We start from the raw sequence: 17,401 nt of genomic DNA on the forward strand, positions 1-17,401 counted from the left end.
CACTTCCGCATTCGCCTCATATCCTGCATCATGAATTTACGAAACTTTAACAATCGGGGTGGTCATGGCGCTGCGTATCGCGCTCAGCGGATTTGTGGTTCTGGTGGTGGCGATGGGAATAGGGCGCTTTGCCTTTACGCCCCAGGTGCCGCTGATGATTACGGCAGGGGAGCTCACCCTGACCAGCGCCGGGCTGGTGGCGGCGATGAACTACCTCGGCTATCTGGCGGGTGCATGGGATGCCATGCGCGCGCACCGCTTCGTTGAAGGACGTTTATGGCTGGGGATCGGGGGCGCAGTGGCGCTGACGCTGCTCTCCGCCGTGGCGGATAATGCGGTGATCCACGGGCTGCTGCGCTTTGTGATTGGCTGCATGAGCGGCTGGTCGATGGTGCTGGTCGCCGCCTGGACCAACGAGCGGCTGGCCCATTATGGCAAGCCGGGCCTGAGTGCCGCGGTGTTTGCCGGGCCGGGGGCGGGGATCGCCTTAAGTGGTCTGCTGGCGGTCTGGATCCAGGCGCAGGCGCTCTCCGCCAGCGCCGCCTGGCAAATCTACGGCCTGCTGGCGCTGGTGCTCGTCGCGCTGGTGGCCCGCTACCTGCCGCGAGCCGGACAGCTGCATCGTCCGGGCACCACGCCGGAGCCGCTGACGCTAACCCGCGATCTGCGCCGTCTGGTCTGGAGCTACAGCCTCGCCGGGTTTGGCTACATCCTCCCGGCGACCTTTCTGTCGCAGATGGCGGCGCTGCGCTTTCCCGGTAGCGCCTTTGCCCAGTTTGTCTGGCCGGTTTTTGGTGTCGCTTCGATGGTGGGGATTGCCCTCAGCATCGCCCTGCGCCACGTCGCGTCGACCCATCGTCGGCTGGCGATCGTGCTCTGGTTGCAGGCGGTAGGGGTGATTGCCGCCTGGCTGATGCCGGGGATGGCTGGGCTTGTGACCGGTGCGCTGCTGGTCGGCGGCGGATTTTTATGTGCGGTGCAGCTCTCGTTGCTCTATGGGCGTGAACTGGCACCGAATCATACGCGTTACATGGCCGGATTACTGACGACCGGCTATGCCATCGGGCAGCTAATTGGCCCGATGACATCGGCACTGTCGAGCTGGCTTACCCATCAGCTTGAGCCTGCGCTGGGCCTTGCCGGTATCGCATTGTTTGTTGCGGGTGGACTGGTCTGGCAGCGTCAGGTTGAAAGGTAACGACAATTGGAATAATTATCGCGGTGAATACTGGATTATGCTCGCCGCCTCGCGCACAATGAGTGCACATTTTGCCCCATGGAGGGCAGAAGAGCGCCACACCTGCAGGAGAAAAGAATGTCATCAATGAGTAAAGAAGCTGCCCTCGTCCATGAAGCGCTGGTAGCACACGGCCTTGAAACGCCGCTGCGCCCACCGGTTCAGGAGATGGACAACGAAACACGTAAAAGTCTTATTTCCGGGCACATGACCGAAATCATGCAGCTGCTCAATCTCGATCTGAGTGATGACAGTCTGATGGAGACGCCGCGTCGCATCGCCAAAATGTATGTCGATGAGATTTTCTCCGGGCTTGATTACGCCAATTTCCCGAAAATTACCGTCATTGAAAACAAAATGAAGGTCGATGAGATGGTGACGGTGCGCGATATCACCCTGACCAGCACCTGCGAGCATCACTTTGTGACCATCGACGGTAAAGCGACCGTGGCCTATATCCCGAAAGACGCGGTGATTGGCCTGTCCAAAATCAACCGTATCGTACAGTTCTTTGCCCAGCGTCCGCAGGTGCAGGAGCGTTTAACCCAGCAGATCCTCATCGCGCTGCAAACGCTGCTGGGCACCAACAACGTGGCGGTATCGATTGATGCGGTACACTACTGCGTGAAAGCGCGTGGCATTCGTGATGCGACCAGCGCCACCACTACCACCTCGCTGGGCGGCCTGTTCAAATCGAGCCAGAATACCCGCCAGGAGTTCCTGCGCGCCGTCCGTCACGTTAGCTAATCGTCAGGGCAGGGTACATGGAAAGAAATGTCACGCTGGATTTCGTTCGTGGCGTCGCGATTCTGGGTATTCTGCTTCTGAATATAAGCGCCTTCGGTTTGCCGAAGGCCGCTTACCTCAATCCCGTCTGGTATGGCGATATCACTCTCCGCGACGCCTGGACATGGGCGATACTGGATCTCTTTGCTCAGGTCAAATTCCTCACCCTGTTTGCGCTGCTGTTCGGGGCAGGTCTTCAGCTGTTACTGAAACGTGGTAAACGCTGGATCCAGGCCCGGCTCTCTCTGCTGGTGCTGTTCGGGTTTATTCATGGGCTGCTGTTCTGGGATGGCGACATTCTGCTGGCCTATGGGCTGGTAGGGCTGATCTGCTGGCGTATCATCCGCGACGCACATGATGTCAAAAATCTCTTCAATACCGGCGTGGTGCTGTTTCTTATCGGCGTGGCTATATTGCTGCTGCTGGGGGTTATCTCCGGCGGCTCGACCAACCGCTCCTGGGTGCCGGATGCGGCGAACCTGCAATATGAGCAGTACTGGAAGCTGGGCGGTGGACTGGAAGCCATCAGCAACCGGGCGGATATGATCGGCAACAGTTTACTGGCGCTCGGCGCACAGTATGGCTGGCAGCTGGCGGGGATGATGCTGATCGGCGCCGCGCTGATGCGTACCGGCTGGCTGAAGGGCGAGTTCAGCCCGCGCCACTATCGCCGTACCGGGATGTGGCTGGTGCTGGTGGGGCTGGCGATCAACCTTCCGGCGGTGATCGCCCAGTGGTATCTGCACTGGGATTATCGCTGGTGCGCATTCCTGTTGCAGGCGCCGCGTGAGCTGAGCGCGCCGTTTCAGACGATTGGTTATGCCGCGCTCATCTACGGTTACTGGCCGCAGCTCTGCCGTTTCAGGCTGGTGACGGCGGTGGCCTGCGTGGGGCGCATGGCGCTCAGCAACTATATTTTACAGACGCTGATCTGTACCGCCCTGTTCTATCAGCTTGGCTTATTTATGAAGTTCGACCGGCTACAGCTGCTGGGCATTGTCCTGCCGGTGTGGCTGGTTAATATTCTATTCTCCGTCCTCTGGCTGCGCCATTTCCGTCAGGGGCCGCTGGAATGGGTATGGCGACAATTGACCATACGTGCGTCAGGCGTTTCATCAAGCCATACATCCGGATAACGATCTGGATCACAATCATTAACAAAACGGATGTAACCGTTTTCATCCTTGTGACCTTCTTCACGTAGTCCTCGCCTTGTCGCTGCCAGAATAGGCACCTTGCTAAACACAGGGGGTGTCTGTGAGTCGCTGCAATCTAAATAAGGGTGGTGAATATGATCACCATTCGTGACGTCGCGCGTCAGGCGGGCGTTTCTGTCGCCACCGTTTCCCGGGTTCTTAACAATAGCGCACTGGTCAGCCCGGAGACGCGTGAATGCGTGATGAAAGCCGTCACGGCGCTGGGCTACCGGCCTAATGCGAACGCCCAGGCGCTGGCGACCCAGGTCAGCGACACCATCGGTGTGGTGGTGATGGACGTGTCAGATGCGTTCTTTGGCGCGCTGGTGAAAGCCGTCGATATGGTGGCGCAGGAGCACCAGAAAAACGTGCTGATCGGCAACAGCTATCACGAGGCGGAAAAAGAGCGCAACGCCATTGAGGTGCTGATTCGTCAACGCTGTAACGCATTGATCGTGCACTCAAAAGCGTTAAGCGATGAGGAACTTTCCGCGCTGATGGAGCAGATCCCCGGCATGGTGCTCATTAACCGCATCGTTCCCGGCTATGCCCACCGCTGCGTCTGCCTCGATAACGTCAGCGGAGCGATGATGGCCACGCGGATGCTAATGAACAACGGGCATCAGCGTATCGGCTATCTGGCCTCCAGCCATCGCATCGAGGACGACGATATGCGCCGGGAAGGCTGGCAGAAAGCGCTGCTGGAACAGGGCATTACGGGGTCGGAAAGCTGGATCGGCACCGGCGCTCCGGACATGCAGGGCGGAGAGGCAGCGATGGTGGAGCTGCTCGGGCGCAACCTGCAGCTGACCGCGGTCTTTGCCTACAACGACAGCATGGCGGCGGGCGCGCTCACGGCGCTGAAAGACAACGGCATTGCGGTGCCGCAGCATCTGTCATTGATTGGTTTTGATGATATTCCGATTGCCCGTTACACGGACCCTCAGCTGACGACGGTTCGCTACCCCATCGCCTCCATGGCCCGGCTGGCCACAGAGCTGGCGTTACAGGGGGCCGCCGGGAAGCTGGATATCAATGCAACACACTGTTTCATGCCAACTTTAGTGCGTCGCCACTCCGTTGCCATTCGGCAAACTGTGGTGCCGATCACTAACTAATAATTCGCCGTGATGTAACCGTTTTCAATTTGTGAGTAAATTCACAGTAACTTAACAATGCGCTGTCTATGATGTCAGCGTTTTAGCAACTGAAACGCTATGTAACGGTGATTAATCACTTTGACCATAGCTGAGGTCCGTTAAACATCCAAAAAAACGCATTCTGGAGCGTTACCGACCAAGGAAGATAGAAATTTTATAAGTGGACTTCGGCCGGCAGTAACGTTTCTTTAACATGTGCCCGCCGAGCGTTATTCACACGAACTACCCTGCATAAAAATCGGAGATATCATGAATAAGAAGGTGTTGACTCTGTCTGCTGTTATGGCAAGCATGCTTTTCGGTGCCGCCGCGCACGCTGCAGATAGCCGTATTGGTGTGACTATCTATAAGTATGACGACAACTTCATGTCCGTTGTGCGTAAGGCAATCGAGAAAGAGGGTACAGGCGCACCAGACGTACAGCTGTTGATGAATGACTCCCAGAATGACCAGTCCAAACAGAACGACCAGATCGACGTTCTGCTGGCGAAAGGCGTAAAAGCTCTGGCAATCAACCTGGTTGACCCGGCAGCAGCAGGCACTGTTATTGAAAAAGCACGCGGCCAGAACGTGCCGGTTGTGTTCTTCAACAAAGAACCTTCCCGCAAAGCGCTGGATAGCTATGACAAAGCCTTCTACGTCGGTACCGACTCCAAAGAATCCGGCATTATTCAGGGCGACCTGATTGCCAAACACTGGGCCGCTAACCCGAACTGGGATCTGAACAAAGACGGTCAGGTACAGTTCGTACTGCTGAAAGGCGAGCCAGGCCACCCGGACGCTGAAGCACGTACCACCTACGTTATCAAAGAGCTGAACGACAAGGGTCTGAAAACCCAGCAGCTGGCTTTAGATACCGCAATGTGGGATACCGCTCAGGCGAAAGACAAGATGGACGCATGGCTGTCCGGCCCGAACGCGAACAAAATTGAAGTGGTTATCGCCAACAACGACGCGATGGCAATGGGTGCGGTAGAAGCTCTGAAAGCACACAACAAATCCTCTATCCCGGTATTTGGTGTGGATGCCCTGCCTGAAGCGCTGGCACTGGTTAAATCTGGCGCAATGGCGGGTACCGTACTGAACGATGCAAACAACCAGGCGAAAGCCACCTTCGATCTGGCGAAAAACCTGGCAGAAGGCAAAGGCGCGGCTGACGGTACTAACTGGAAAATTGACAACAAAGTTGTTCGTGTACCGTACGTTGGCGTAGATCAGGAAAACCTGGCGCAGTTCACCGGTAAATAAGTTATAGCATTCCACTGGGCGCAGTTTCTGCGCCCTTTTATCACGCGACGCGAGGCCGAGAAGGTATAATTATGGTCAGCACAACGACTCAGTCGTCCGGTGAATACTTGTTGGAAATGAGCGGTATCAACAAGTCTTTTCCCGGTGTTAAAGCACTGGATAATGTTAATTTAAAAGTACGGCCTCACTCCATTCACGCCTTAATGGGTGAAAACGGTGCGGGTAAATCAACATTATTGAAATGCTTATTTGGGATCTATCAAAAAGATTCTGGCAGCATTCTTTTTCAGGGGAAAGAGATCGATTTCCATTCCGCCAAAGAGGCGCTGGAAAACGGTATTTCGATGGTTCACCAGGAGCTTAACCTGGTACTTCAGCGTTCTGTTATGGACAATATGTGGCTGGGTCGTTATCCGACCAAAGGCGTATTTGTCGATCAGGACAAAATGTATCGCGACACCAAAGCTATTTTTGATGAACTGGATATTGATATCGATCCGCGCGCGCGCGTCGGTACATTGTCTGTTTCACAAATGCAGATGATCGAAATTGCCAAGGCCTTCTCCTATAACGCCAAAATCGTGATTATGGACGAGCCTACCTCTTCATTAACGGAGAAAGAGGTGAACCACCTGTTCACCATTATCCGTAAACTGAAAGATCGCGGTTGCGGCATCGTTTATATCTCTCACAAAATGGAAGAGATCTTCCAGCTTTGTGATGAAATCACCGTGCTTCGCGACGGGCAGTGGATCGCCACCCAGTCACTGGAAGGGCTGGACATGGACAAGATCATCGCCATGATGGTTGGCCGCTCCCTGAACCAGCGCTTCCCGAACAAAGAGAACAAGCCGGGCGAAGTGATTCTGGAAGTGCGCAACCTGACTTCACTGCGTCAGCCTTCCATTCGCGATGTTTCCTTCGATCTGCATAAAGGGGAGATCCTCGGTATTGCCGGTCTGGTGGGGGCCAAGCGTACCGATATCGTCGAAACGCTGTTTGGCATCCGCGAGAAATCCGCCGGGACCATTACCCTGCACGGTAAAAAGATTAATAACCATAACGCCAACGAAGCTATTAACCACGGCTTTGCGCTGGTGACCGAAGAGCGTCGCTCGACCGGTATTTATGCCTATCTGGATATTAACTTTAACTCCTTAATTTCTAATATTCATAATTATAAAAATAAAATCGGTTTGTTGGATAATTCCCGCATGAAGAGCGATACCCAGTGGGTGATTGACTCCATGCGCGTAAAAACCCCTGGACACCGCACGCAAATTGGCTCGCTTTCCGGTGGTAACCAGCAAAAGGTTATTATTGGACGCTGGTTGTTAACCCAGCCAGAAATTCTGATGCTGGATGAACCAACCCGCGGTATCGACGTTGGTGCAAAATTTGAAATTTATCAGCTGATTGCTGAATTAGCTAAGAAAGATAAAGGGATTATTATTATTTCTTCCGAAATGCCGGAATTGTTAGGGATCACAGATCGTATTCTGGTTATGAGCAATGGTCTCGTTGCCGGAATTGTTGACACCAAAACGACAACGCAAAACGAAATTTTGCGTCTTGCGTCTTTGCACCTTTAAGATCAGGGGCTCCTCATGAGTGCGTTAAATAAGAAAAGTTTTCTTACTTATCTGAAAGAAGGCGGTATTTACGTTGTTCTTTTAGTCTTACTGGCCATTATTATTTTCCAGGATCCGACTTTCTTAAGTCTGCTGAACTTAAGTAACATTCTGACCCAGTCTTCGGTGCGTATTATTATCGCCCTCGGCGTGGCAGGTCTTATTGTCACCCAGGGTACTGACCTGTCAGCCGGCCGTCAGGTTGGTCTGGCGGCGGTTGTTGCGGCAACGCTTCTGCAGTCGATGGAAAACGCCAACAAGGTCTTCCCGGAAATGGCAACCATGCCCATTTTCCTGGTGATCCTGATTGTCTGTGCCATTGGCGCGGTCATCGGTCTGATTAACGGCATCATCATTGCGTACCTGAACGTAACGCCGTTTATCACCACCCTGGGTACCATGATCATCGTTTACGGTATTAACTCCCTGTACTACGACTTCGTGGGCGCATCACCGATTTCCGGTTTCGACAGTGGATTCTCGACCTTTACGCAGGGCTTTATCGCGATGGGCAGTTTCCGCCTCTCCTACATCACCTTCTACGCGCTGATTGCCGTAGCGTTCGTCTGGGTGCTGTGGAACAAAACCCGCTTCGGTAAGAACATCTTTGCTATCGGGGGTAACCCGGAAGCGGCAAAAGTCTCTGGTGTTAACGTGGCGCTGAACCTGCTGGTTATCTATGCCCTGTCGGGCGTGTTCTACGCCTTCGGTGGTCTGCTGGAAGCGGGCCGTATCGGCTCTGCCACCAACAACCTCGGCTTTATGTATGAGCTGGATGCCATCGCCGCGTGCGTCGTGGGTGGCGTGTCGTTCAGTGGTGGTGTGGGTACTGTGCTGGGTGTGGTAACCGGTGTGATCATCTTCACCGTTATCAACTACGGCCTGACCTATATCGGCGTCAACCCGTACTGGCAGTACATTATCAAGGGCGCCATCATTATCTTTGCGGTAGCGCTGGACTCCCTGAAGTACGCGCGTAAGAAGTAAGATTTCGGTTAGCAAAAAACCCGCCTTGTGCGGGTTTTTTTATGCCCGGCGGCGCTGCGCTTGCGCGGGCCTACGGGGTAATGTAGGCCGGGTAAGGCGAAGCCGCCACCCGGCGGGGGTTACTTCTTCTTCTGCATCTCAAGCAGCTGTTCTGGCGTGACCGCCGGATAACCCTGGGCATCGGCCGGGACTTCCGTCATCGTCGGGATCGGCACCAGCGGGCCTAAGAAGCGCGGTTCGCGTTTAAAGATGTAGAGATCCGCCAGCGCCCCCAGGCGTGCGCCAAACTCGCGTACCCGCACGGTGAGCATATCTTTTGGCGATGGAACGGCATAACACTGGGCCTGAATGCCCATATGCAGGGCGATAAACAGCGCGCGTTCGCAGTGGAAGCGCTGGGTAATGATGATGAAATCGTTGGTATCAAATACCTTACGGGTGCGAACTATCGAATCGAGGGTTCTGAAACCGGCGTAGTCGAGCACGATATCGGCCGGATCAACCCCTGCGGCAATCAAATCCTTACGCATGGTGACCGGCTCGTTATAGCTCTGGAGCGCGTTGTCACCGCTCAGCAGCAGATAATTCACTTTGCCGCTGTTATAGGCGTTGAGCGCCCCCTGAATGCGGTAACGGTAATACTGGTTGATCACCCCGGTGCGGTAATACTTGGCGGTGCCCAGCACCACGCCGACCTGCCGGTAGGGCAGATCCTGAAGGTCATCAAAGATATAAGGAGCCGTTTTCCAGCTCATCCAGCGGTCGAGGCCCAGCGCAGTCAACAGCACGATGCCGATCAAGACAACCAGGCTGTAAAACACGCGCTTTAACATACAGATGACTCTTACCAAAGGTGAAATTTCACTCAGGCTACTTTACCCGTCTGGTAAGCGCAAGAAAGGGCGATTTAATTGGGGGGATTTTCATCAGTTGTGCGGGCATGGCTGCCCGCATCATACGCTTAGCCCAGCAGGACACGATCAATGTTGCTACAACCCAGCGCCCGCAGCGTGGCCGCAGTGGCATCCCACTGGATCAGCGGTGCATCGGCTTTCTCCGCCAGAATGGCGCGCTGGATATCCGGGTAGTCATAACCGTTAAGGCTGAGCAGGTTCAGTGCACCCTGTAACGGCGGCAGCGTCGGGTTAAAGGCGGCGTTTTCGGCATAGCTGCCGGTAAAGATTCGCCCGTCACGACACTCCAGCGCCACGCCGCTCGGCGCGTTGCTGTATGGCGCGTGTGCTTTATTGGCGGCAAGGATAGCTGCCTGGGTCAGTTCATCTCCGCTCACGGCATAACCGTGATCCTGCTCGTCCATCAGCAGTGATTTGATCTCTAGATCTTTCGGTCCGAAGGCATCGGGCAGATAATCCGCCAGCGTATGCTGGGCGCGGCCCGGCAGGTTGATGCGCAGCGCTAATCCGCTGTTGAGTTCGTTCATAAACTGACGGCAGTGGCCGCATGGGGTGTAGTTGACGGTGATCGCCTCCAGGGCTTGTTCGCCGCGCAGCCAGGCGTGACTGATGGCGCTCTGTTCCGCATGAACGGTCTGCTGCATGGTAGCGCCGAGAAACTCCATATTGCCGCCGAAGTACCAGGTGCCACTCACGCCCCGGGCAATGGCGCCGACGTTGAAATGGGAAAGATCGGCGCGGGCGCAGGCCGCTGCCAGCGGCAGAAGCGCAAAGGCCAGCGCGTCATCATCCAGATCCGTGGCACGTTTCAGTGCGGCGACCTGTTCAGCCGTCAGCAGGGCGGGGAAGTGTGCATCCGCCAGTACCGGGGCCAGGGCTGACTGCAAATTCTCTGCTAGCTCGGCAAAAGCTGATTGAAAACGTGGATGCATGGCGTTGCCTCATAAAGGTTAATGGATCGGTAGTTTACGGAGCCGCTGGGGCTTTATATGTGACTTAGATCTCATTATGTGTGCAACTTATGAAACTCAGATTAAAAATGCGCGACGCGTCGCAAATTTTAGCCCACCACAGCCAGAATTATCGGGAACAGGAAAGGGGCGATCAGCGAGGTCAAAATCCCGCAGATCACCAGCGCCAGCGAACTGAAGGCACCTTCCTGATAATCCAGCTCCGCACAGCGGGCGGTGCCGAGGGCGTGTGAGGCGGTGCCCATCGCCAGCCCACGGGCAGATTTGGTGCGAATGCGCATGGCATTCAGCAGCGTATGGCCTAACACCGCACCCAGAATACCGACATAAATGACGCACACGGCGCTGATCGCCGGAATGCCGCCGAGGCTGCCGCCCACCGCCATTGCAATCGGCGTGGTCACCGATTTGGGCAGAATGGAGGCGGCAATTTCGGGTGTCGCCCCCATCAGCAGCGCCACCGAGGTGCCGGTGATCATCGCCACCACGCTCCCGGCGAGACAGATGGTAATAATCGATTTCCAGCGGGCGCGGATCTGGTGCAGTTGCTCATAAAGCGGAAACGCCAGCGCGACCACCGCAGGCTGGAGCAGATCGTTGAGAACTTTGCTGCCCTGGAAATAGTGAGCGTAAGGGATGCCGGTTAACAGCAGGAAAGGGATGATCACCACCATCGCTACCAGCAGGGGATTAAGAAGAGGAAACTTCAGGCGCACCGCCAGCTTGCGGGCGGCGAAGAAGACCGCCACGGTGAGCGGCAACGACCACCAGATATTCGCCATCATTTTTTCTCTCCTTTCTGTCCAATCACTTTGCGCTCCCCGTGCGCCAGGTGGGTGCTCCAGCTCACCACTAAAAACACCACCAGCGTACTGATCGTGCAGGAGACGAAGATCGGGCCAAACTGCGCGCTCAGCAGATCGTAATACTGCATCACGCCCACACCGATGGGGACGAACAGAAGGGCCATATAGCGGATCAGGACCGAGCAGCCTGGCTTGACCCAGTTTGCCGGAAGGATCTGCAAGGCAAGCAGCACAAACAGGATCAGCATGCCGATAATACTGCCGGGAATGGCGATCGGCAGCAGGGAGGCGAGAAAAATACCTGCATAGAGGCAGGCATAAATAAGGATGAAGGCGCGCAGGTATTGCCAGACAACGATCAGTGATTTATTCATGGTGGAAGCCCTTAATGGAACGCATTCATCATACAATTAAAACCGGAAACGTGCTACGGATCACATCATGACTTTTGAGCATACCAGACATTCCCATTTGGAACCTCGGGCATTCCCCCAGCCAGAAGGGTAAAAACATTATAAATCAGCCCGGTTCCACGAGCCCTGAAACAGGGCTTTCCACCGTTACACAGAGCAGATACCATAGCGCCTCTTTTTTTACGGATATTGATATGCGTGTATTACTGGCACCGATGGAAGGCGTGCTCGATTCGCTGGTGCGCGAGCTGCTGACTGACGTTAACGATTATGATCTCTGCATCACCGAGTTCCTGCGGGTGGTGGATATGTTGTTGCCGGTAAAATCGTTTTACAGACTCTGTCCGGAGCTGCATCGCCAGAGCCGCACCGCCTCCGGTACGCTGGTGCGCGTCCAGCTTCTGGGACAATACCCCGAATGGCTGGCAGAAAACGCCGCGCGTGCCGTCGAGCTGGGCTCCTGGGGCGTGGATCTTAACTGCGGCTGTCCGTCGAAAATGGTCAACGGCAGCGGCGGCGGCGCCACGCTTCTGAAAGATCCCGAGCTTATCTACCGTGGCGCAAAAGCGATGCGCGAGGCGGTGCCCTCGCATCTGCCGGTGACCGTGAAGGTACGCCTCGGCTGGGACAGCGGCGACAGGCAGTTTGAAATTGCCGACGCCGTGCAGCAGGCGGGGGCGACTGAGCTGGTGGTTCACGGGCGCACCAAAGAAGATGGTTACAAAGCCGAACGCATTAACTGGCAGGCTATCGGCGAGATCCGTAAGCGGCTGACCATCCCGGTGGTCGCTAACGGTGAAATCTGGGATCGCGAGAGCGCGCTGGCCTGCATGGCCGCCACCGGCTGCGATGCCATCATGATTGGGCGCGGGGCGCTCAACGTCCCTAACCTCAGCCGGGTGATTAAATACGATGAGCCGCGCATGCCGTGGGCGGATGTCGTCACGCTGCTGAAGAAGTACTCCCGCCTCGAAAAGCAGGGCGACACCGGCCTGTATCACGTGGCGCGTATCAAGCAGTGGCTAAGCTATCTGCGCAAAGAGTATGACGAAGCCCTGGCGCTGTTTCAGGAGATCCGTACCCTGCAAACCTCGGCCGATATCGCCCGGGTGATTCAGGGGAAATAGCAGTACGGTCAGCATCACCTTTTTTGCGGCGCGCATTGTGGCACCGAACGACACAGTGAAATTGCGCAAACGGGATGCCAGTCCGGGCCTTTGCTGGATATGTAAAGGTATGACAAATTGTGGATTGCCACCGATTCCTAAACAAAGGAGGCGAGGCGGGCGTATTTTGCACCCTTCTTTTTTCGGTGAATAACGTCATGAATCGTTCGACTTTTTATTTTTGCTGCCTGCCTCTCTCCCTGCTTCTTGTTGCCTGCGCCCCGGGCCACGATACCGCAGCCTCGCTTAATCAACAGATCCCCGCTGCGAAAATCGATACCGGCCTGGCTGCCGGCCAGTGGCCTAAAGATAGCTGGTGGGAAGATTTTCACGATCCAGAATTAAATAAGCTGATTACCAAAGCCCTGGCCGATGCGCCGGATATGACCATTGCCCGTCAGCGCATCGCCCTTGCCGAAGCGCAGGCCAAAATGGCCATGGCTGCCGATGGCCCGGAGGTTAATTTCTCTGCTGATGCAGAGCGCCAGAAGATGTCAGCCGAAGGGTTGATGGGGCCCTTCGCGATAACCGATCCGGCGGCCGGAACCACCGGCCCCTGGTACACCAACGGCACCTTCGGCCTGACCGCTGGCTGGGATCTGGATCTGTGGGGTAAAAACCGCGCCCAGGTGGAAGCCCGCATCGGGAAGGTCAATGCACAACAGGCGGAGCTGCAGCAGACCCGTCAACTGCTTGCCAGCAGCGTGGCGCGTCTTTACTGGGACTGGCAGACCCAGGCGGCCATCGGGCATCTCTTAACCGCCATCAAACAGGAGCAGCTCAAGATTATCGGTACCGACCGGGAGCTATACCAGCATGGCATTACCTCTTCCGTGGAAGGGGTGGAAACCGACATTAGCGCCAGTAAAACCGATGAGCGACTGGCGGAGGTGAAGGGGAAAATGAAAGCCATCGAGGCGCGTCTGGCGGCGCTCACCAACTCCCCGACGGTGAAGCTCACCCCGCATGCCTTGCCCACTGTGGAGAGCAATCTGCCGTCGACCCTCGGCTATGAATTACTGGCTCGCCGCCCTGATTTACAGGAGGCGCACTGGTATATCGAAGCCTCCCTGCATGAGGTGGATGCGGCGAAAGCGGCCTTCTATCCCGATGTAAACCTGATGGCCTTCTTGCAACAGGATGCGCTGCACCTAAGCGATCTGTTCCGCTCCTCGGCGCAGCAGATGGGCGTCACCGCCGGTCTGACCTTGCCAATTTTTGACAGCGGACGCCTGAATGCGAATCTTGATATTGCCCAGGCGCAAAGCAATCTGTCGATTGCCCACTACAACAAAGCGGTGGTGGAGGCGGTCAATCAGGTGACCCGCTGCGCCAGCGACGTTGAAACGCTGATGGCAAAAAATAAACATCAGCAGCGCGTGGAAGCCGATGCCGCCCGGGTCGTGGCCCTGGCGCAGGCGCGTTTCAACGCCGGGATTGTCGCAGGCTCGCGCGTCAGCGAGGCCAGAATCCCCGCCCTGCAGGAACAACTCGCCGGGATTGCGCTGCAGGGGCAATACGTGGATGCCACCCTGCAACTCACCTCTGCGCTCGGCGGCGGCTATCACCACGGGTGAAAAGTGAGAAGTAACTATACTTATCTCTTTGTCTTCTTTTCTGGAGGTGAGTATGGGTTCAACCAATCGTGTGGCTATTGTAACGGCATCAGATTCGGGAATTGGCAAAACCACTGCGCTGATGCTGGCGGAGCGTGGGTTTGATATTGGCGTGACCTGGCACTCGGATGAAGAAGGGGCGATGAAAACCTGTCGCGAGATCGAGGCGCGCGGGCAGCGGGCAGAGGCCATCCATCTGGATCTCAGCCAACTGCCGGACGGGGCGAAAGCCATCGAGACGCTGATTGAACGTTTCGGCCGTCTTGACGTGTTGGTCAATAACGCTGGAGCGATGACCAAAGCGCCGTTTCTTGAGATGGAATATGACCAGTGGCGATCCATTTTTAGCGTCGATGTGGACGGGGCATTTCTCTGTTCGCAGATCGCCGCCCGGCAGATGGTGAAGCAGGGGGAGGGGGGACGTATCGTCAATATCACCTCGGTGCATGAACACACGCCGCTGCCGGAGGCCAGCGCTTACACCTCAGCCAAACACGCCCTCGGCGGCCTGACCAAGTCGATGGCGATGGAGCTGGTTCACCATAACATTCTGGTGAACGCCGTGGCGCCGGGCGCCATTGCCACTCCGATGAATGACATGGACGACAGCGAAGTGAAGCCCGGCTCCATGCCCAACATTCCACTGGCAAGGCCGGGGCATACCAAAGAGATTGCCAGCCTGGTCGCCTGGCTATGTGACACCGACGCCAGCTACGCCACCGGACAGTCATTTATCGTCGATGGGGGCTTTATGCTGGGCAATCCGCAGTTTAAACCGGAGCAGTAATGCTTAGCTGCGATCCCGGCGTTTAAGCCACCAGCGCACCGCGAAAACCAGCACCAGCACCCCAATCAGCCAGATCCAGTGGCGCAGGTGCTGGTCCAGCGCGTGCAGCCAGGGCTCCAGCACTTCACCGCCCACGTAGCCTAAAGTGGTGAAGATCAGCGCCCAGATGATGGCGCCCACAATGTTCAACGGCAGAAAAATTTTTGGCGGCAGGTGACTGGCCCCAATCAGCAGCGGGCCGATGATGCGGAAACCGTACATAAAGCGGGTGCCGATCACGAAAAGGTAAGGGTGGCGCTGGATCAGCTGCTGGGCGCGGTTGATTTTCTTCTGATGGCGGGAAAAGCGCCGCAGGATCGCCGGACCAAACCGGACGCCAAGCAGATAGAGTAGCTGATCGCCGATCATGCCCCCCAGCGCTACTGCGGCCACGACCAGGGGAAAACGCAGCAGCCCTTGATGCGCCGCCACGCCACCCAGTAGGGTGATAGTCTCGCCTTCCGCTATGCTGCCAATAACCAACGCGGCATAGCCATACTGTGCAATGAGAGTATTAATGTCCATAGGGGTAAGCGTAGCTGTCCTGAGAAAGTCTGCCTAATCATACACTCCCTCTGTCAATGAACCGACAATGACCATTTCCTTGTGTTGCTCAAAAAATAATCTCAGGCTGCATTATACTTGAGTTATCGCTAGCGGGCCGACAACAAGGGGGCGTTATGAACCATGTCTGGGGACTCTTTTCCCATCCCGATCGTGAAATGCACGTGATCAGAAGCGAAAACGAAACGGTCAGCCATCACTATACCCACCATGTGTTGTTGATGGCCGCCGTACCGGTAATTTGCGCGTTCTTTGGTACCACGCAAATTGGCTGGGATTTTGACGACGGCAATATTGTAAAACTTTCGTGGACAACCGGACTGGCGCTGGCCGCGGTCTTTTACGCGCTGATGCTGGCAGGGGTGGCGGTAATGGGGCGGGTGATTTACTGGATGGCGCGTCGCTATCCGCAGCGTCCTTCCCTGGCGCACTGCATGGTGTTTGCCGGTTACGTGGCAACGCCGCTATTTTTAAGCGGGATTGTGGCGCTCTATCCTATTGTCTGGCTCTGCGCGCTGGTGGGCACCCTGGCGCTGTTTTATACCGGTTATCTGCTCTATATCGGTATTCCTACCTTCCTGAATATCAATAAAGAGGAGGGCCGCAGCTTTTCCGGTTCTACGCTCGCCATCGGCGTGCTGTTGCTGGAAGTGTTACTGGCGCTGACGGTTATTCTTTGGGGTTATGGATATCGTCTCTTCTGACGTCACTGCATTGCTGGCGGAATTGCCAGCAATGCAGCATCTGTTCACGATTAACTACTGGTAGCAAGGCATCCGGACGGCTATGATGCCTTAGCCAGCCCGTGTTCTCGCTTCGGCCCGGGCGGCGTACGTTATTACGTGCGTGAATAATTATCCGAAATCTCACCATGCTGAAATTCCGCGTTTCTTTACTGAGTCTTGCTCTGTTGCTGGCTGTGCCAGTGGCGACCCCCGCAATCGCCAACACTGCCGCTGTGGCTACGGCGACACAGCCGGAGATTGCTTCCGGCAGCGCTATGATCGTCGATCTGAATACCAACAAAGTGATCTATTCCAGCCACCCGAATCTGGTGCGCCCGATCGCTTCGATTACCAAATTAATGACCGCGATGGTGGTGCTGGATGCACGGCTGCCGCTGGATGAAAAACTGCGCGTCGACATCAGCCATACGCCAGAGATGAAAGGGATTTATTCCCGCGTGCGTCTGAACAGCGAAATCAGCCGTAAAAATATGCTGCTGCTGGCGCTGATGTCCTCGGAAAACCGCGCCGCGGCAAGCCTGGCCCACCACTATCCGGGCGGCTATGACGCTTTTATCCGCGCCATGAACGCCAAAGCGAAGGCGCTGGGCATGACCCAGACGCGTTTTGTGGAGCCAACCGGTCTGTCGATTCATAACGTCTCGACGGCGCAGGATCTGACGAAGCTGCTGATTGCCACTAAGCAGTATCCGCTGCTCGGCCAGCTCAGCACCACCCGCGAAGAGATGGCCACTTTCTCGCATCCGGCCTATACCCTGCCGTTTCGTAACACCAACCATCTGGTCTACCGCGATAACTGGAATATCCAGCTGACTAAAACCGGCTTTACCAACGCGGCGGGCCACTGTCTGGTGATGCGCACGGTCTTTAATGGCAAGCCGGTAGCGCTGGTGGTGATGGATGCCTTTGGCAAATATACCCACTTTGCCGATGCCAGCCGGCTGCGGACCTGGATTGAAACCGGAAAAGTCACCCCGGTTCCCGCCGCGGCCCTGAGCTACAAAAAGCAAAAAGCCGCCCAGATGGCGACGGCGCAGAACGATTGAATCGCGTTTAATGCCCGGCGGCGCTTCGCTTGCACGGGCCTACGGGTTGTGTAGGCCGGGTAAGCGCAGCGCCACCCGGCAATACCGC

General features: G+C 56.0%; 17 protein-coding genes. 12 read left to right on the forward strand and 5 right to left on the reverse strand.

The window, feature by feature from the left end; genetic code table 11:
• Positions 1-64: 64 nt before the first annotated feature.
• The 7 genes from ACT3IC_RS16700 to mglC all read left to right on the forward strand — a co-directional run bounded on the left by ACT3IC_RS16700 (position 65) and on the right by mglC (position 8,245).
• Positions 65-1,198, forward strand: coding sequence for an MFS transporter (locus ACT3IC_RS16700; RefSeq protein ID WP_263950408.1), 1,134 nt, complete (start codon positions 65-67; stop codon positions 1,196-1,198).
• 117 nt (positions 1,199-1,315) lie between these two features.
• Complete coding sequence (gene folE / locus ACT3IC_RS16705; RefSeq protein ID WP_103180331.1) at positions 1,316-1,984, forward strand: GTP cyclohydrolase I FolE; 669 nt, start codon at positions 1,316-1,318, stop codon at positions 1,982-1,984.
• A 17-nt stretch (positions 1,985-2,001) separates the two neighbouring features.
• Positions 2,002-3,159 carry a DUF418 domain-containing protein YeiB gene (gene yeiB, locus ACT3IC_RS16710; RefSeq protein WP_473478233.1) on the forward strand — a complete coding sequence of 386 codons (1,158 nt, stop codon included), beginning with the start codon at positions 2,002-2,004 and terminating at the stop codon, positions 3,157-3,159.
• A gap of 155 nt (positions 3,160-3,314) precedes the next feature.
• Positions 3,315-4,337: an HTH-type transcriptional regulator GalS gene (gene galS / locus ACT3IC_RS16715; RefSeq protein WP_159339591.1), complete on the forward strand. Its 1,023-nt coding sequence runs from the start codon at positions 3,315-3,317 to the stop codon at positions 4,335-4,337.
• Between the two features lie 291 nt (positions 4,338-4,628).
• Positions 4,629-5,627 carry a galactose/glucose ABC transporter substrate-binding protein MglB gene (gene mglB / locus ACT3IC_RS16720; protein WP_103180326.1) on the forward strand — a complete coding sequence of 333 codons (999 nt, stop codon included), beginning with the start codon at positions 4,629-4,631 and terminating at the stop codon, positions 5,625-5,627.
• A 71-nt stretch (positions 5,628-5,698) separates the two neighbouring features.
• Positions 5,699-7,219, forward strand: coding sequence for a galactose/methyl galactoside ABC transporter ATP-binding protein MglA (gene mglA / locus ACT3IC_RS16725; RefSeq protein ID WP_159339590.1), 1,521 nt, complete (start codon positions 5,699-5,701; stop codon positions 7,217-7,219).
• A 15-nt stretch (positions 7,220-7,234) separates the two neighbouring features.
• Positions 7,235-8,245: a galactose/methyl galactoside ABC transporter permease MglC gene (gene mglC, locus ACT3IC_RS16730; RefSeq protein WP_103180322.1), complete on the forward strand. Its 1,011-nt coding sequence runs from the start codon at positions 7,235-7,237 to the stop codon at positions 8,243-8,245.
• 119 nt (positions 8,246-8,364) lie between these two features.
• Here the strand turns inward: mglC and sanA are convergent, their stop codons facing one another.
• The 4 genes from sanA to ACT3IC_RS16750 form a co-directional block, all read right to left on the reverse strand.
• Positions 8,365-9,078, reverse strand: coding sequence for an outer membrane permeability protein SanA (gene sanA, locus ACT3IC_RS16735; RefSeq protein WP_103180320.1), 714 nt, complete (start codon positions 9,076-9,078; stop codon positions 8,365-8,367).
• Positions 9,079-9,206: 128 nt separating this feature from the next.
• The gene (gene cdd / locus ACT3IC_RS16740) at positions 9,207-10,091 is read right to left on the reverse strand and encodes a cytidine deaminase (protein WP_156654898.1); all 885 of its coding nucleotides are present in this window, start codon (positions 10,089-10,091) and stop codon (positions 9,207-9,209) included.
• A gap of 128 nt (positions 10,092-10,219) precedes the next feature.
• On the reverse strand, positions 10,220-10,915 hold the full coding sequence (locus tag ACT3IC_RS16745; protein WP_103180317.1) for a CidB/LrgB family autolysis modulator: 696 nt from the start codon (positions 10,913-10,915) through the stop codon (positions 10,220-10,222).
• Positions 10,912-11,310: a CidA/LrgA family protein gene (locus tag ACT3IC_RS16750; RefSeq protein ID WP_103180316.1), complete on the reverse strand. Its 399-nt coding sequence runs from the start codon at positions 11,308-11,310 to the stop codon at positions 10,912-10,914. The genes ACT3IC_RS16745 and ACT3IC_RS16750 overlap by 4 nt, the downstream gene beginning before the upstream one ends.
• Positions 11,311-11,543: 233 nt before the next feature.
• Between ACT3IC_RS16750 and dusC the strand changes: the two genes are divergently transcribed.
• The 3 genes from dusC (at position 11,544) to ACT3IC_RS16765 (ending at position 14,918) form a co-directional block, all read left to right on the forward strand.
• Positions 11,544-12,476, forward strand: a complete 933-nt coding sequence (gene dusC, locus ACT3IC_RS16755) for a tRNA dihydrouridine(16) synthase DusC (protein WP_159339588.1) — start codon at positions 11,544-11,546, stop codon at positions 12,474-12,476.
• Positions 12,477-12,673: 197 nt separating this feature from the next.
• On the forward strand, positions 12,674-14,092 hold the full coding sequence (mdtQ, locus tag ACT3IC_RS16760; protein ID WP_473478237.1) for a multidrug resistance outer membrane protein MdtQ: 1,419 nt from the start codon (positions 12,674-12,676) through the stop codon (positions 14,090-14,092).
• A gap of 52 nt (positions 14,093-14,144) precedes the next feature.
• Positions 14,145-14,918 (forward strand): SDR family oxidoreductase, encoded by a 774-nt coding sequence (locus ACT3IC_RS16765; protein ID WP_103180306.1) that lies wholly within the window; start codon positions 14,145-14,147, stop codon positions 14,916-14,918.
• Positions 14,919-14,921: 3 nt separating this feature from the next.
• Here ACT3IC_RS16765 and ACT3IC_RS16770 read toward each other — a convergent pair whose 3' ends face one another.
• Positions 14,922-15,482, reverse strand: a complete 561-nt coding sequence (locus ACT3IC_RS16770; RefSeq protein ID WP_159339586.1) for a DedA family protein — start codon at positions 15,480-15,482, stop codon at positions 14,922-14,924.
• A 155-nt stretch (positions 15,483-15,637) separates the two neighbouring features.
• On the opposite strand from ACT3IC_RS16770, the gene ACT3IC_RS16775 reads away from it, so the two are divergent.
• Both ACT3IC_RS16775 and pbpG read left to right on the forward strand, forming a co-directional pair.
• Positions 15,638-16,225 (forward strand): Yip1 family protein, encoded by a 588-nt coding sequence (locus tag ACT3IC_RS16775; protein ID WP_473478240.1) that lies wholly within the window; start codon positions 15,638-15,640, stop codon positions 16,223-16,225.
• Between the two features lie 167 nt (positions 16,226-16,392).
• Entirely contained in the window at positions 16,393-17,313 is a 921-nt protein-coding gene (gene pbpG, locus ACT3IC_RS16780) for a D-alanyl-D-alanine endopeptidase (RefSeq protein ID WP_103180301.1), read from the forward strand.
• Positions 17,314-17,401 lie beyond the last annotated feature (88 nt).

Source organism: Leclercia sp. GHBNCSD, from assembly GCF_055805075.1.